The sequence below is a fragment of the Cyanobacterium sp. genome (genome assembly GCF_054166785.1).
Window position 1 is genome coordinate 1 of the sequence record NZ_JBSZCP010000028.1, and the last position, 17,355, is coordinate 17,355.

Sequence of the window (17,355 nt, forward strand, 5' to 3'; positions counted from 1 at the left end):
GGACAAGTTCTTTTTTTCTTTGGTAATAGAGGTTTAATTATTTCCCATTCTTGATCACTTAGACTGCTAGAGTAAGCCATTATTCCATTTATCAATTTGTTCCTCTCAATATTCTACTAGATACCAAATGGGTTCTATAAAGTAATTATTGTGTTTAATGAATAGAAATTGGTGGGCAGGGCATGAGCTTAGGTTGTTAGAGGGGGAATAAATCATGAATGGCTATCCCGCAAGAATAATAGGAGAATCAAATAATTGAATAGATTATCCCAAAGAGTTTCTTCAAAATAAAAGGGTGTCGTTGTACCTGCAAGACGAGCCTATATTAAGTTTAGTTGCTTTACCTTACCATCACCGATTGTGATGAATTATCTAAGACTAGAATATATCCTTTATATTTTGCCACTAAATGATTTAGGATCGTTGTATATATATTTTTCATTACAATTATTACATGATCCAATTTTTTGTTGGTTTAGTTATCGGATTAACTTTTTTTCTTTGGAAAAAACGTCAAGTTGATAGGCAGTTAAATAATGTTCTTCATTCCCTCTCTCACTTTGAGCAAATCCCTTCCCTATCAAAAGTTAGTCAGGTGAGACGAACTGTTAATTTATTAAATGAAGACTATACTTTATTGGTAAATGAGCGAGATTTATTTAAACAAATTCTTGAAAAAGCTCCTTTTGGTTATCTAAGAATAGATGCAGATAATCACTTAATCGAGTGTAATAAACAAGCTAAAAAATTACTTTTTATTCAACGGTGGAATCCTGATAAATCAAGGTTATTTTTGGAGTTAGTTCGTTCCTATGAACTAGATCAATTAATTCAACAAACTAGAAAAACAGGTCATAAATTAAGTATAAAGTGGGATTTTTTTCCTACTTCTAATTATATTTTAAATGATACAACTACTAATGATAATATTGAAAGTTATGAGCCTATATATCTAAAGGCGATCGCCCTTCCGGTGGTAGATGATCAAGTAATCATCATTATTGAAAATAAACAAATAATTAAAGAACTATCTCAAAAAAGAGATCAAGCCTATACAGATTTAAGCCATGAATTAAGAACTCCCCTAACATCCATGTCTTTGTTAGCAGAAACACTGATTAAGCACAATGAAAATAATAATAAAATTTGGGCAGAACAAATCTATCAAGAAATTAACCGCCTCATAAATCTTGTGGAAAATTGGTTAAAAATAGCTCAGTTAGATGGTAATCCTTACAGTAATCTACAATGGCAAAAATTAGATTTACAACAATTAATTATTTCTGCTTGGAAGTCCTTAGCAATTTTAGCAGAGAAAGAGAAAATTTTTTTAGAATATCAAGGCATAGAAAAATTAATTATTGGTGCGGATCTAAACTCTTTGACTCAAGTATTTGTTAACCTATTTGATAATAGCATTAAACATACCGATCCCGATGGCATAATCATAATTGATGTGGCAGAATGTGAGAAAGATAACCAGAAAATAATTATCGATATTATAGATAACGGAAATGGCTTTAATCCCAAAGATTTACCTCACATTTTTGAACGACTTTATCGAGGAGATAAGTCTAGGGCAAGAACATCAAGGGAGGGTAGCGGACTCGGTTTAAGTATTGTTAAGCAAATTATTAATGCCCATGGTGGTACTATCACTGCTCAAAATCATCCTAAGACAAAGGGAGCTTGGTTTCAGATTTGTTTACCTAAAAATATTTCCATGGCACAGGAACAATGACTAGGGCTTGATTAGAAAATTGATTCACTATGGAAGGCCTGTCAAAACTTCCCATCATCACAGTTTTTTATATCACTTTAATTATTGCTATAGATTAGCATTAAGTTTGACAAATCTTGGTATTGTACGATACTCTATATAAGACTTAAATAAGAATTTTTATTAATAACGAGTATTGCTAATGAAAAGAAGAAAAATACTAGGTTTTATTGGAGTTATCTTCGCATCTAGTGCCTTAACGATTGCCTGTAACGCTCCTAACAATGATATTGGAGGAGGCAGCACCACGGGAGAAACAACGGGGGAAGTGGTTGACTTAGCAGGGCAAGAACTAACTATCTATTCTGGTAGAAATGAGGAGTTAATTGGCCCTTTGTTAGAAAGATTTCAGGAAGAAACGGGGGTAACGGTTCAAGTACGCTATGGGGATACGGCGGAGTTGGCAGCGGCTATTTTAGAAGAAGGGCAAAATACCCCTGCGGACATATATTTTGGTCAAGATGCAGGGGCTTTGGGTGCTTTACAGTTAGAGGGTAGAACTAGGGCTATTCCTCAAAATCTTTTGGATAAGGTAGATCCTCGTTTTCGCTCTCCCCAAGGGCAGTGGATCGGGATTTCTGGTAGGGCGAGGGTTCTTGCTTACAATATAAATGCGGTGGATGAGTCGGAACTTCCTGAAACTATTTGGGAGTTAACGGAGGAACAGTGGAGTGGCAGAATTGGTTGGGCGCCTACTAATGGCTCTTTCCAGTCTTTTGTCACAGCGATGCGTGTTACGGAGGGAGAGGAACGCACTAGGGAATGGTTACAAGGTATTATTGATAATAATCCCCAAGTGTACCGTAATAATACAACGACGGTGGAAGCCATCGGAAGAGGGGAGGCTGAAATTGGTTTAGTGAACAATTATTATTTGGGTCGTTTTACGGCGGAAGATCCTAATTTTCCTGTGGCTCATCACTACACGAGTAATGATGTTGGGGCGATGATTAATGTGGCTGGGGTGGCAATTCTTGATGCGACGGATAGTGAACCCGCTGCGATCGCCCTTATTGAGTTTTTATTAACGGAAGAATCTCAGGCTTACTTTGCAGAAAATACTAATGAATATCCTTTAATTGTGGGGGCAGCACCTCCCCAAGATCAAGTTTCCATCGAAGAAATCAATCCTCCTTCCATTGATTTGAGTAGTTTAGAAGATCTGGAAGGTACTCTTGATCTACTCAGGGAGATGGGTGCGATCGAATAGGATTAGAAATAGACAACCTTTCGCAGAACTGGTAATAATGGGTGATGGAGATAATGGATTTTTTGGCAACTTTCTTCTGTTGTCAGTCCATGAAAACCTAGCCCATTTTTTTTAGAACATTTGTTCTTGTACTAATAAACTTTAATTAATTGTCATGACCAATAGTCCTGATTTTCAGTCAAAATCATTGTCACAAAATAAAATAAAGCCTCCACTATTCCTGTTAGTGGTAGGTATCGTCACGGTTATTGCCATTGTGATTCCTCTGATATATCTGATTATCAGGGCTGGAAGTGTTTCCTCTGCTAGAGAGTTGGAGCAATTAATTAATTTTATTTTTAATGTTCGTATCCTCAGAATTTTACTGAATAGCATCGGTATGGCGGCTGCTTCAACGGCGATCGCCGCTTTGATTGCTATTCCTTACGCTTTTTTGACTGTCAAAACGGATTTACCATGGCGTAAATTTTGGTCAGTGGTGAGTACCTTACCCCTTGCTATTCCTACCTATGTGGGTAGTTTTGCCCTCATCGCTACCTTTGGCCCTCGGGGCAGTCTTTTGCAGTCATGGCTAGAACCTTTTGGGGTGGAAAGATTACCTTCTATCTACGGTTGGACGGGTACTATTGCCGCTATTACTCTTTTTTCTTACCCTTATCTATTATTAAGTGTAAGGGCTGGACTGCAGGGACTAGATCCTGCGTTGGAGGAATCTGCCCGTAGTTTGGGTTATGGGGCATGGGGAATATTTTTTCGAGTCACTTTACCTTTACTGCGTCCTTCTATTGTGGCAGGGTCTTTATTGGTTTCTCTTTATGCCCTACAAGACTTTGGAACTCCTGCTCTGATGCGATTTAATTCTTTTACCCATGCTATTTTTACTCAATATCGCTCTAGTTTTAATCGTAGTTTGGCAGCATCTTTGTCTATGGTTTTAGTTGTGGTGGTTTTAGTTATTTTAGTGATTGAACAGAGAGTGAGAACTAATGCCAGTTATTATTCCCGTGGTTCGGGGGCGATAAATAAAGGAAGGCTTATTCCCCTTGGAAGATGGAAATTCCCGGCGATCGCCTTTTGTTGTCTTGTGGCTTTTTTCTCTTTAGTATTACCTGTTGGGGTAACTTTTCTTTGGTTAATGAGAAGTTCTGATGTCATGGGTACGCTACAAAATATGCTCGTATTTGCTAAAAACTCTGCCTGGGCATCAAGTTTAGCCGCCATATTTGCCACCTTATTAGCGCTTCCCGTGGCGATTCTTTCGGTGAGATTTCCCAGTAGATTAACTGTTTTAATTGAGAGGGGAACTTACCTAGGTTATGGTTTACCCGGCATTGTAGTGGCTCTATCCCTCGTGTTTTTTGGAGCAAACTATTTACCATGGATTTATCAAACCATGCCTATGCTGGTATTTGCTTACATAGTTCTCTTTTTGCCCCAATCCGTTGGCACTAACCGTAGTTCATTGTTACAGGTTAACCCATCCCTAGAAGAGTCTTCCCGTAGCTTGGGGCGTAGCCCATGGCAAACCCTCAAGGAAGTAACAATCCCCCTAGTACGACCTGGGATTACTAGCGGTGCTGTGTTGGTGTTTGTCACGGCTATTAAAGAGCTACCCGCTACAATTCTATTATCCCCCATTGGTTTTAAAACCCTTGCGGTGGAAATTTGGGATTCAACCAATGATGCTCGTTTTGCTTCGGCGGCGGCGGCTTCTTTTGGGATGTTGGTTATCTGTACGGCTTTAACTTTTATTATTTTGTCTCAAGAAAAAAGGGTTAATAAGATCTAATGATGCGGTTAAAGGGCGATCGCTCCTGTTGCTAAGGTTGATAATTAATTCACCAAGGAACTTTCACTTTTTTTTAGGAAAAGAAGAAACTATTTTTGTTTACTTTTATTACGGTAATAGTTTTGGTAGTAAGAGTCATAATTATCCTTATTAGCAGGAAAGCAATTTAGAATTAAACCAAGAACATTTACTTCTGATTTGTCTAAAGCCTCTTTTACACTTTCTAGTAAAGACTTTTTAGCCTTGCCATAACGAACAATAAACAACATTCCATCGCTAATTTTACTTAATACTAAGGCATCAGCCGATACAGTTACGGGGGGAGCATCAAAAATAATTAGGTCATATTGTTCCTTTAATTTCTCGGTTAGTAAAAACATCTCATGGGATGCAAGTAAGGTTAGGGGATCCGATGGCGCACGACCAGCGAATAGGACATCAACATTATCCATACTTGAAGGTTGGATAAAATCAGCAGGCTCGTTAGTGTTATTTTTTTGTAGTAAATCCCTTAAACCTTTTGTTTCTTCAGCAACACCGAAAATTCCTTTTTGGCTAGGGTTTCTTAAGTCCGCTTCTACTAATAATACTTTTTGTTCTAAAGTTCCCGCGGCGATCGCCAAATTGTAAGAAGTTGTACTTTTTCCTTCATCAGGTACACTACTAGAAATTGTAATAACCTTAACTGGTTCTCCCAAGGAATTCATAAAATTTAAGTTAATAAAAACTCTTTTGAAGTTTTCAGCCAAAAGTTCCATTTTTTCGTCCTTGATAGGTGAAGCACTTCCAGCTTTACTAAGAGAACCTTCAAATTTAGCAATTTGACCCAATATTGGTTTATCAAAGTAAGTTTTAACTTCATCAACGCTTTTAATATTTTGATCAACCTGCTCTAATAGATAAGCCACCAAAGATGCTAGGATAACTCCTGCCAAGATACCTTGTACTAAATAAGTAATTCTTCTATTAATTGCAGGTTCATCAGGTACCCGTGCATATTCAATAGTTCTTATTCTACTATTGGTATTATTCATCGCCAGTTGAGTATCTTGAAAATTAGTAATTAAATTATTTAATAACTGACGCCGAATACTTAGTTCTTGATCTATCTGCTGCTGTTCAAACTCTAAATCAGGGAGAATATTGACTCTTTGTCGATAAGTTGCAATTAAATCATTCAAAGAACTTAGCTTCGATTCCAGACTTTGTACTTCCCTCTCAATGGAAGCATATTCACTCAATAAAGAAATTTGTTCTTCACCCGGCTGAAAAATATTATTTAAATTTCCCTGAAAAGATTCTCCCGTAACGTTAACATTTTTTGTATAATTCTGAAACTGTTGCTCCAAAACATCTAACTGTCCTTGTAAGAGAATAACATCCGGATGTTCATCAGCTAATAAAACTCTTTTCTTTTCAAGCTCGGTTCTAGTTTCCTTTATTTGATTAAGCAAGGAATTAGCTATAGGAGCATCATTAATAAAACTAGAATTTAAAGCCTGTTGAGCATCAATAGGAAACACTTCCCGCAAGGCATTAAGTCTTGTTCTTTGAGCTGATAACTCTGCCGTTACCTGTGCTACTTGCCCGTCTAATTCTCCTATAATTCTTGATGTAGTCGCTGCTTCTGAGCCTATGTCGATAATTAGATTCTCTTGTTTAAAATTACGTAATTGATTTGCCGTAGCTTCTAATTCTGCTTGACTTTGAGGTATTTGTTCTTGTAAAAAAAGACTTAGTTCTCTCGCTTGATTTAAATTTACATCTTGGTCAAACTCTGCGAATGTATTAATAAGTTCATTAACAACCCGTGCAGATATTTCCGGATTTTCATGGACAAAGGAGATGGTAAGAACGTCGGTTCGATCTGGGTTAGTTACTGTTAAGTTATCAATAACTTGTTGTGTACCAATAGGTGAAGGAATATCTAAATTATCTATGGTCCTTTGAACTATAGAATCTGACTTAAATATGATGATGTCATTACTCAGTTTCGACTCTTGAGAGATTGTAAAAGGATTTTGTGCTTGAGAGCTACTTAAATCGAAGATTACTAGACCAGATGCACGATAAAGGGGAACACTATTTTCTGAGCGAAGGTAACCCAACACAAATGCCACTGCAATGAAAACTATCGATGAAGATATCCATCTCTTAGAGATTATTTTTAAATAAGCCAGTAATTCTTCCATAAAATAAATATTAATAGAAATTTAGTGATTCGACAATATCCCACAAAGGGTTGATATGATACTTGATCTTAATGTGCTGTCAGTGAATAGATCAATAAATTAGACAAACGTTGACTTGGTCTTCCATCTGAAGAGAAATTTAGATAATTATAAGATTCATAACTGATTGAAATAATTTGGAAATTTTTACCCATTTCTGAAATAGAATGATCATATCAAATTTTTCAAGACTAGAGGAAAAAACATCAACCAATCAAAAATTAAGCTGAAGTATGGCACAAAACCTCTAATGTTGGATAACCTTATGTAAAATTAGATTATAAAATTAAATTTAGATTTGATGAAAAAAAATATACTGGTTATTACCCAGTTTTTTCCCCCTGATTACGCCCCAACAGGTCAGTTAATATATGACTTATTCATAGACATGGATCCCAAAAATTTTACCATGGAAGTTTTTACAGGGACTCCAAGCTATGCTTTTGATCAATCAACCTCCACAAAAACCCCTTCACGGGAACAGATTCATAATATCAAAGTAAGGAGAACTAAACTCATTAATATGTTCTCTAAAAGAATACGAGCAAAAGCTATTCTTTCACTACTTTTTTTTCTCCGTGCTTCTCTGCACATTATTAAGCATGGATATAAGAAAGATTTAGTTATCTTTACCAGTGCGCCACCTTTTTTACCATGGTTAGGAAATATTGCTCATAAGTTATTTAAAAAACCCTGTATTTATATTGTTTACGATGTTTATCCTGATGTGTTGACGACTCTGAATGTCATGCCGAAGAATCATTGGTTAATCAAAATGTGGCAAAAATTCAATTGTTACACTTGGAAAGATGCTTCCAATATTGTTGTTTTAGATGACTCCATGAAGCAATTATTTGAGTATCGTTATCCTCAAACTAAAAATAAAATTAAAATTATTCATAATTGGGCTGATGAAAATAAAATTATTCCTAAAAATAAAAAAGATAACTGGTTTGCTGAGAAATATGATTTAGTTGATCAGTTTACTGTTATTTATTCTGGCAATATGGGGCGTTGTCACGATATGGAGACTATTGTTGAAGCTGCTAAGTTTTTGCAATCGGCTCAGATAAAATTTTTAATGATTGGGGGGGGGGCTAAATATAGTTTTATTGAAGAACAGATAGAAAAGTTTCAGCTCGATAATATTCTTTTACTTCCTTACCAAGATAAAGAAGTTTTGCCCTATTCTTTGACAGCAGGAGATTTGTTGTTAATTTCTATGGATAAAGATATGGATGGCATAGTTTCTCCTAGTAAGTTGTATAGTGCGTTGGCAACGGGATTACCCACGGCAATAGTTTGTCCGGAACAATCTTTTTTACATTCTCTAATCAAAAAAGTTAAGTGTGGTGAAACTTTTGCTAATGGAGAGAGTAAACAGTTAGCGGATTTTATTTTATTGTTACAAAGTAATCCTGAACTGGCAAAAGTTATGGGTAAGGCGGGGCGAGAGTATTTTATTTCTCACTTTACGAAAGATATTGCCCGAGAAAAGTATATGGAAATGATTGAGAAGGTTATTTGTTAACCATAAAAAACCCCCTTCAAAAAAGGGGGGAAAGACTTTAAAGATTTAAAATTATCTTACTTGGGGGCGATCGTATTTACGACTGGGTTTTCCGCCGCCGTAATTAGATTTACTACGGTTATATTTACCGCCACCACCACGGCCGTATTTTTTACCACCGACATTGGGTTTAGGAGTTGCTGGAGGGGGAACTTCCCAATCCTGTTGTAACCATGCGGGGCAGTTTTGATCATAAAGAATCTGTAATACTGCCGCTGCGATCGCACTGGGATCATATTCTCCATGTAATTCCTTAACCATGGGAAGGAAAGAGGCTAAACGCTCACCGCTGAGGGATTCTTTAATTTGATCCTTGAGCTTAAGCATTCTTTTTGCTTCTACGGTGGAACGATTAGGTACAGTTTCCACGGTAATGGACTGTTTTAAACGACGCTCAATTTGACGCAATAAACGGCGATCGCTAGGTTCTACCAAAGCAATGGCTTTACCTTCCTTACCAGCCCTTCCCGTACGTCCGATACGGTGAATATAAGTCTCCGTGTTATCAGGTAAATCAAAGTTGAATACGTGGGTCAAATCCGACACATCCAAACCACGGGCAGCAATATCAGTGGCTACCACTACCTTAATTTTGCCATCACGCCAACGTTGAATCAAGCGCTCCCGTTGCTGTTGGCTCAAATCACCGTGGTACTCATCCACACTTTGCCCAGCCTCCTGTAACTTAGAAGTTAACTCAGAAGCAGTACGCTTAGTACGCACAAAGATGATCGCCGACTGGGGATCTTCAATTTCTAGGATGGGTTGAATGGTCTTAATTTTTGACCAACCTCGAGGCACCATATAAACTACCTGTTCAATGCGAGAAGGAGTATCCTGAGGTTTTTCCCCAGTTACATTAACCGCATCAGTCATAAACTCCTTAACCAACAATTGAATTTCCTTGGGCATAGTAGCCGAGAAACAAGTGGTTTGACGAGAATCAGGGGTACGGGAGAGGATGGTTTTAACATCATCAATAAAGCCCATACTCAACATCTCATCGGCTTCATCTAATACTACATAGCGTAAATTATCGAGCTTAAGATGCTTACGATTGAGTAAGTCAATGATACGTCCTGGAGTACCCACTACAATGTGAGAACCCTTTTCTAAGAAGCGAATTTGACGCTCCATGGATTGACCACCATAGACGGTGGTAACAAAAATTTTCTCTCTACCAATTAAATCCTTAAAGGCTTCTGCTACCTGCTGGGCTAATTCTCTGGTAGGAGCGAGGATAAGAGCTTGTACATTTTTATCACTCTTATCGATTCTGTCCAAAATAGGCAAAGAATAAGCAGCGGTTTTACCCGTACCAGTTTGCGATTGTCCCACCACATCACGACCTGCAATTAATTCAGGAATGGCGAGGGTTTGAATTTTAGTAGGAGTATCAAAACCAATATTTTCTAATTGATTAACGAGAGTTTCTGAAAGTCCTAAACTTGCGAAAGAAGTTGTCATCTGTATTTTATTTTAATTGTGAACTGTAAAGATGTCTCCACAGATGAATTGGGGGAAAACCTGAAATGAAGCAAAACTGGTTAAGGGTACGGGATCAAAGGATTTACGGAATCTATAATTTCATAATATTATGGAATTATTCCCTACTTTTTGGTTCTTACTTCATAGTAAACTCTTCCTTGATATACAAGCCGTAAACGGTTGGTCAACCCAGTGAATAAAACTGGACTATAAATATTTACTGACTTATTTCAATTTCACCATAGAGATCATAGACATCGGCATCAGTAATTCTGACTGATGTTATTGAACCTAGGTTGGCTTCGCCACGGACATAGACTATGCCATCTACTTCGGGGGCAAAACGAGGAGAACGACCGATTAATTCTCCAGTGGCAGGGTTTTCTTGCTCGATCAAAACGGGAACTACTTTGCCGATTTCGGCTTCACTTTTAGCCGCCGCAATGGGTTGTTGTATTACCATTAATTCATTTCTACGAGCGATTTTTACCTCTTCGGGAACTTGATTACCTAGGTTATAGGCTTTAGTTCCTTCTTCGGGGGAAAATGTAAACACTCCCACATGATCAAATTGATGCCTTTTTACAAATTGTAACAAATGTTTGAAGTTTTGTTGCGTTTCTCCCGGAAATCCGACAATAAATGTCGTCCGCATTACTGCGTCGGGGAGGGCAATTTTAATTTGTTCTATGATGCGATCGTTTACCTGACCCTGCCAAGGGCGGTTCATTGCTTTTAAAATATCTGGATCGGAATGTTGTAGGGGTAAATCCAAATAAGGTAATACATTGGGGGTTTCTCGAATAGCCTCAATAACTTTATCGGTTAAACCTGTGGGATAAGCATAATGGATTCTAATCCAAGGAATATCTACCTTACCCAAAGCTCTTAATAACTCTGCTAATCTGGGTTCACCATAAATGTCAACGCCATAATTAGTGGTAATTTGAGAGATCAAAATTAATTCTTGAACCCCTTGATCAGCCAATTGCTTGGCTTCATTAACAATAGATTCAATGGTTCTGGATCTTTGTTTTCCCCTGAGATGGGGAATAATGCAAAAAGCACAACTATAATCACACCCTTCGGCTACCCTTAAATAGGCAACTCCTTCGGTGGTGGTGCGATAACGAGGTATATTTTCATCGGCAATATAAGTAGGTTGAGCAGAAACAGCTTTTACCCTTTCTCCTTTTTCAACCCTTTGAATCACATCAACAATATTTTGATAATCTCCTGTACCTACCAATGCCACAGCTTCGGGTAATTCTGCTAGTAGCTCTTCTTGGAAGTGTTGTGCCATACAACCTGAGATAATAATTTTTTTATTACTTTCTGCTAACTCTACTAAGGTTCTGACAGATTCTTGTCTGGCAGATTCAATAAAACTACAGGTGTTGACAATCACATAGTCGGCTAGTTCTTCGGTATTATCAATTTGATAACCTGATTGTGCTAGTAAACCGAGCATATGCTCAGAATCGATACGATTTTTTTCACATCCTAGATGAGATACGGCGATGGTTGGCTTATTGCCCATATTCGATTGCGCTTTTTTTCCCTACGACTTTTGTTTTTAATATTTTTAGTATAGCTTCCCTAGCTTATCATACTTTGGCATTTATTGCAGAATCAATCTATGGAAAAATGGGGTAATTGGGGGCAAGGAATGGGCAATTGTTCATTGTCAAATGTTTCCCATGCCGAATGCGACGATGATAGCAAGTACCCAGAGATAGTATGAAAAATAACGAAATTTGGCTCGATAGAGGAAGTTGAGAACAATTTGTAGGGCAAAAATACCCACTATGGCGGAAACGATAAAACCAACAGTTAGGGGTAAGAGGTCGATTGCCATGGAGTCAGCCTGAGATACTTCGATTAGTTGAAGTAGGGTTGCTCCGAGAATGGTGGGGAAGGCGATGAAAAAGCTATATTCAGCAGCCCACTGACGTTTTAACCCGGCAAACAAGGCGAAGGAAATGGTCATGCCACTACGGCTTAAACCGGGTATGAGGGCTAATCCTTGTCCGATACCGATGACGGTGGCAACATAGGGGTTTATTTCCCTTAGTCCTCTAGGTTGTTTTAATTTTGTATCTGTGTACCAGAGTAATATCCCTGTAATGCTGAGGGTAATGGCGATCGCACTGGGGGTGGCAAATACTTCTTTAAATACTGATTTGAGGGGAAAACCAATTAAGCCAGTGACAAAAACAGATAACATCCCCAATAGTGCTAAACGTAGATAGAGCTTTTCATCTCGTCTATCTTGCTTTATTTTACTGAGGGAAGAAGTTTCTTTGGGGAATAAATTAAAAGTAAAGGGTTTACGAGGTAAAGACTTAGGATTATTAACCACACTAACTAAATCTTGCCAAACTCGATAGATAAAACGACTCAGACTCTTACGAAAAACTACCGCAATGGAAACAAGAGTACCCACATGAACAATTAAATCAAAAAAAATCATTTCAGGACTTTCGGGGGCAGGAATTGTTGAGCCCCTCTGAATTAACCAATGTTGGGTTAAAACTAAATGACTGGTGGAACTCACGGGGAAAAACATAAAAATTCCCTGAATAATTCCTAACAATATTGATTCAAATATGCTCATGAAACTAAAAAAAATGACATTTGTTTTGATGTAAGATAGCAGATTATCGTCAAAAAAAACAGTGTAGAGAATAATTAGTGACGGCTTAGAATGGCAAGAAGTAAAGAGATTATTTAAGAATATATGATTTAGGGCATTTAAAATCTTATTTAATTAAGATATTTTTGAATAAAAGCCATGAGCTAGAATTACGGTAAATTTTTCAAAGTTACTATATAAAGTTTATTGAACCATAATGGTATATTTTTTAATACTTGAAATAAAACTTTATTTTTTATTGCTTGAATTGTCTATTTTTTTGAGATAATAGAATAAGTATATTGTATATAATAATAAAATATTTGTAATGGATATAGTTCGTGATATATCAGAATTAAGAAAAGCATTAGTGACGGTGGGGCAAAAAAAAGTTGGCTTTGTACCAACCATGGGAGCGTTACATAATGGTCATGAGAGTTTAATTAAAAGGGCTAGATTATCGACGGATTTTGTGGTGGTAAGCATTTTTGTTAACCCTTTACAGTTTGGAGAAAATGAAGATTTAAAACAATATCCCCGACAGTTGGCAAAAGATGAAATTATATGTCGCAATTTGGGGGTTAATGTCTTATTTATTCCTTCTGAGGAGGATATGAAAGCCCTAGAGGAAGATACCACTTTTGTCACACCTCCAGCATCGATGATGTCGGTACTATGTGGAAAATATAGACGAGGGCATTTTCAAGGGGTAGCTACCGTTGTCACTAAGTTAATTAATCTCGTACAACCTGACATGGCGTTTTTTGGGCAAAAAGATGCACAACAGGTGGCAATCATTAGACGTATGGTGAGTGATTTATTTATCCCCGTAATTATAGAATCTTGCCCTATTATTCGAGAAGATTCGGGGTTGGCACTGAGTTCAAGAAATCAATATTTAACCCCTGAGCAAAAACAGGAGGCAACGGTGCTATATCGCTGTTTAAATGTGGCTAATTCTGCTTTTTTGAGGGGAGAAAGAAGGGTAAAAAGTTTAATCGATGGGGCGATGAAGGTGTTAGAACAAGTTCCGACAATCGAGGTACAATATTTGGAAATTGTTGATCCTGTTAGCCTTGAGCCTTTGGCAACTATTGAGGAGATAGGATTAATGGCGATCGCCGCCTATTGTGGTACTACCCGTTTAATTGATAATTTAATGTTAAAAGTGAAAAAACCTATTATTGCCATCGATGGTCCTGCGGGGGCTGGAAAGTCCACCATTAGCCGAAAATTAGCCCATGAGTTGGGGTTATTGTACCTTGATACGGGGGCGATGTATCGTGCCATTACATGGTTAATCATGGACAAGGGAATAGCTTTAGATGATACCAGTGCGATCGCCATTGAAGTAGAAAAAGCGGACATTGAATTATCCCCCAATGAGGATTTAAAATTACCCGTTACCGTAAAAGTTAATCAACAGGATGTAACCACCGCCATACGTACCTCCGCCGTCACCAAAAATGTATCTCAAATCGCTGCCCAAAAAGCCGTCAGACAAAAATTAGTCACACTGCAACAAGTTTATGGACAACAGGGCGGACTCATTGCCGAAGGACGAGATATAGGAACAAATGTATTTCCTGATGCTGATTTAAAAATATTTCTCACCGCCTCCGTTAGTGCTAGGGCCATCAGGCGATCGCACGATCTCCAACAACAGGGGGAAAAAGATATTGACATAAAACAACTAGAGGCCGACATTGCCCAAAGGGACTTTTTAGATAGTACCCGTGAACTAGCCCCCCTACAACAAGCCCCCGATGCGATCGCCATTAATACCGACCACTTGACCATTTCAGAAGTAACCGAAAAGATAAAACAACTCATGAGTTAATGGTGAGATAACTTGATCTGTGTCACAATCAGAAAATACAGGAATACACAAAAATAAAAAGGAAAACTCCATGGTACCAACCGTAATAGAAACCTCTGGCAGAGGTGAACGCGCCTTCGATATTTACTCTCGCCTATTGAGAGAAAGAATCGTATTTTTAGGACAACAAGTAACCGACGAACTAGCCAACTCCCTAGTCGCTCAACTACTACTATTAGAAGCAGAAGATCCTGAAAAAGATATTTATCTCTATATCAACTCCCCCGGTGGTTCAGTCTCCGCAGGACTAGGTATTTTTGATACCATGAACCAAGTAAAGCCCGATGTGTGTACCATTTGTGTTGGTTTAGCAGCCAGTATGGGAGCATTCTTACTCAGTGCAGGGGCAAAAGGAAAAAGAATGAGCTTACCCAACTCTCGTATTATGATTCACCAACCCCTTGGCGGTGCGCAAGGACAAGCCACAGACATCGAAATTCAAGCCAAAGAGATTTTATATCTCAAAAAACAACTAAATCATTACATGGCTAGTCATACAGGACAACCCATCGAAAAAATGGAAGAAGATACCGAAAGAGACTTCTTTATGTCCGCCGAGGAAGCCGTGAACTACGGTTTAATTGATAAAGTCGTAACTCGTGTACCCAAACAGGCATAAATAATTTATATTTGGTTTTCCCATAAGACAAGGGGTTTACGCCCCTTGTGAGCATTTTCTAAATATCTTCTGTAATTTCCACCTCTGTTTTTTCGAGAAATACTTGCTTTTCTTGGGACAACTTTTCGAGGGATTGATTATAATTTTCCGTGGAAAACTGGGGTAATATTTCCTTAATAAATGCCTCGGCAGCCTTTGAGCGATAACGATTGGAGTTAACGATAACAGAAAGAGTTCTTCTGATTTCTACCCCTTCAATGGGGGCGCGGTGTAAAACTCCCATTTTTAGTTCCTTTTCAATGGCGGTAACGGACACAAAAGAAGCTCCTAATCCTGATAAAACCGCATTTTTAATGGCTTCGATGGAATTTAGTTCCATTTCCACTTTTAAATCATTGGTATTGATACCGCTACGGGTTAAAACCTGATCAATTACTTTACGAATGGTGGATTGAGAATCGAGGGTAATGTAATTAAGATGATATAAATCCTCTGTGGCGATGGTTTCCTGTTCAGCAAAAGGATGATTAGAAGGAATGATTAACGCCAATTCATCTTCTGCGTAGGGAATAATTTCTAATACTTCTTGTAACTCCGAAGGCACTTCACCGCCAATGATGGCTAAGTCAACTTGTCCGTTTGCTACCGCCCAAGAGGTGCGACGGGTGGAATGGACTTGCAGTTGTACAGAAACATAGGGATATTTTTGATGAAATAAGCCGATCATGCGGGGTAGTAAATATGTTCCCGTGGTTTGGGAAGCCCCGACAATTAAAGTTCCTCCCTGTAAATTTTGCAAATCTTCGATCGCACGGCAGGTTTCTTGACAGAGGGTAATAATTTTTTCCCCATAGGCAAGTAAAAGATTTCCTGCTTCTGTTAATTGAGCCTTCCTTCCTCCCCTGTCGAATAAAGGTACTGTGAGTTGTTTTTCCAAATTTTGTATTTGTAAACTGATGGCAGGTTGAGAAACATAAAGACTGTCTGCTGCCCGTTTAAAACTACCCTCCTCGGCAATTGCCTTCAAAATCCGTAATTGATCAAGGGAAAAAGGAATCTCAGCCATAGTAAAATTAGATTTCGTTATTTAAAATTTTAATTTATTTTCTGAAAATAATGACCAAAACTAGATATTAAATAGATTGGGATCAGTTTTGACCCTATTTATTGATAAGATCTAGGTAATCAGTAAAATAAGTATTTATTATATATTTATCCCATAAGTATAAACTTTATGATCCCCTTTGCGGTAGAAATAATTAACTTTTTTCCTCAATATTTTCCCTCCCCATTGGCAGTGGTTAATCTCCCTCAATGGTTAACCCCTAGTCACCTTATTATGCTCGGTTTGTTAGGGGGCTTTGCGATCGCCCATAGCGGTTTAGCAGCCCTGCGTCCATGGGGAGAAAGTAAAATAGGAGCAAGGCTATATCGGGTATTGTTTGCCCTTGTGAGCATTCCCTTTGCCACGGTATTAATTATTTATTTTTTCAACCATCGCTATGATGGCGCCGTACTATGGCATTTACAGGATGTATCGGGAGTAAAAACCATCGTTTGGATATTGTCAGCCATTTCCTTCATATTTCTTTACCCAGCGACCTTCAACCTATTGGAAATTGCCGCCATCCAAAAACCTCAAGTACATCTGTACGAATCAGGAATCATCCGCATTACCCGACATCCCCAGATGGTAGGACAGGTTATCTGGTGCATTGCCCACACCATTTGGCTGGGTACAACTTTTACCATGGTCACCTCCTTTGGTTTAATTGCCCATCATCTTTTTGCCGTGTGGCATGGAGATAAAAGACTCACTGAACGTTATGGAGAAGCCTTTTTGAAAGTGAAAGAAAGAACCTCCGTTTTACCCGGTTTAGCAATCTTTGACGGGAGACAAACCTTACAAGGTAAAGAATTTTTAAAACCTGCCTACGTAGGTGTAACGGCATTTACCCTGTTATTTTGGTTTATTCACCCTTGGTTAATGACCGTAACGAGTAGAGTCAATTGGTAATTTGATTGGATGGTTTACCCTTTCATCTTGCACAATATAGGTAAGGGATCAATAATGGCAGTAAAAGAAATTATTTAAAAAACTTATTTTAAGTTACTATCTTGGGCTATTATCTGATTCGATGTCGCTATTTTATA

12 protein-coding genes are annotated in these 17,355 nt (G+C 38.1%); 7 read left to right on the top strand and 5 right to left on the bottom strand.

Annotated elements, in window-relative coordinates:
• Positions 1-454: 454 nt before the first annotated feature.
• The 3 genes from ACXITR_RS05015 (at position 455) to ACXITR_RS05025 (ending at position 4,779) form a co-directional block, all read left to right on the top strand.
• Complete coding sequence (locus ACXITR_RS05015; RefSeq protein WP_457996136.1) at positions 455-1,741, top strand: ATP-binding protein; 1,287 nt, start codon at positions 455-457, stop codon at positions 1,739-1,741.
• 181 nt (positions 1,742-1,922) lie between these two features.
• Positions 1,923-2,990 (top strand): iron ABC transporter substrate-binding protein, encoded by a 1,068-nt coding sequence (locus ACXITR_RS05020; protein WP_457996137.1) that lies wholly within the window; start codon positions 1,923-1,925, stop codon positions 2,988-2,990.
• Positions 2,991-3,144: 154 nt separating this feature from the next.
• Positions 3,145-4,779: an ABC transporter permease gene (locus ACXITR_RS05025; RefSeq protein ID WP_457996138.1), complete on the top strand. Its 1,635-nt coding sequence runs from the start codon at positions 3,145-3,147 to the stop codon at positions 4,777-4,779.
• Between the two features lie 89 nt (positions 4,780-4,868).
• Here the strand turns inward: ACXITR_RS05025 and ACXITR_RS05030 are convergent, their stop codons facing one another.
• Positions 4,869-6,899: a GumC family protein gene (locus tag ACXITR_RS05030; protein WP_457996139.1), complete on the bottom strand. Its 2,031-nt coding sequence runs from the start codon at positions 6,897-6,899 to the stop codon at positions 4,869-4,871.
• Positions 6,900-7,419: 520 nt separating this feature from the next.
• Between ACXITR_RS05030 and ACXITR_RS05035 the strand changes: the two genes are divergently transcribed.
• On the top strand, positions 7,420-8,541 hold the full coding sequence (locus ACXITR_RS05035; protein WP_457996140.1) for a glycosyltransferase family 4 protein: 1,122 nt from the start codon (positions 7,420-7,422) through the stop codon (positions 8,539-8,541).
• Positions 8,542-8,592: 51 nt separating this feature from the next.
• On the opposite strand, the gene ACXITR_RS05040 is transcribed toward ACXITR_RS05035, so the two are convergent.
• The 3 genes from ACXITR_RS05040 to ACXITR_RS05050 all read right to left on the bottom strand — a co-directional run bounded on the left by ACXITR_RS05040 (position 8,593) and on the right by ACXITR_RS05050 (position 12,685).
• The gene (locus tag ACXITR_RS05040) at positions 8,593-10,047 is read right to left on the bottom strand and encodes a DEAD/DEAH box helicase (protein WP_457996141.1); all 1,455 of its coding nucleotides are present in this window, start codon (positions 10,045-10,047) and stop codon (positions 8,593-8,595) included.
• Positions 10,048-10,285: 238 nt separating this feature from the next.
• Positions 10,286-11,608, bottom strand: coding sequence for a 30S ribosomal protein S12 methylthiotransferase RimO (rimO, locus tag ACXITR_RS05045; protein ID WP_457996142.1), 1,323 nt, complete (start codon positions 11,606-11,608; stop codon positions 10,286-10,288).
• 147 nt (positions 11,609-11,755) lie between these two features.
• Positions 11,756-12,685 (bottom strand): undecaprenyl-diphosphate phosphatase, encoded by a 930-nt coding sequence (locus tag ACXITR_RS05050; protein WP_457996143.1) that lies wholly within the window; start codon positions 12,683-12,685, stop codon positions 11,756-11,758.
• Between the two features lie 346 nt (positions 12,686-13,031).
• On the opposite strand from ACXITR_RS05050, the gene ACXITR_RS05055 reads away from it, so the two are divergent.
• Positions 13,032-14,543: a bifunctional pantoate--beta-alanine ligase/(d)CMP kinase gene (locus ACXITR_RS05055; protein ID WP_457996144.1), complete on the top strand. Its 1,512-nt coding sequence runs from the start codon at positions 13,032-13,034 to the stop codon at positions 14,541-14,543.
• A 43-nt stretch (positions 14,544-14,586) separates the two neighbouring features.
• On the top strand, positions 14,587-15,201 hold the full coding sequence (gene clpP, locus ACXITR_RS05060; protein ID WP_457996146.1) for an ATP-dependent Clp endopeptidase proteolytic subunit ClpP: 615 nt from the start codon (positions 14,587-14,589) through the stop codon (positions 15,199-15,201).
• Positions 15,202-15,259: 58 nt separating this feature from the next.
• On the opposite strand, the gene ACXITR_RS05065 is transcribed toward clpP, so the two are convergent.
• Complete coding sequence (locus tag ACXITR_RS05065) at positions 15,260-16,267, bottom strand: LysR substrate-binding domain-containing protein (RefSeq protein ID WP_457996145.1); 1,008 nt, start codon at positions 16,265-16,267, stop codon at positions 15,260-15,262.
• Positions 16,268-16,540: 273 nt separating this feature from the next.
• Between ACXITR_RS05065 and ACXITR_RS05070 the strand changes: the two genes are divergently transcribed.
• A complete protein-coding gene (locus ACXITR_RS05070) occupies positions 16,541-17,218 on the top strand; it encodes an NnrU family protein (protein WP_457996147.1) in 678 nt (225 codons plus the stop codon).
• Positions 17,219-17,355 lie beyond the last annotated feature (137 nt).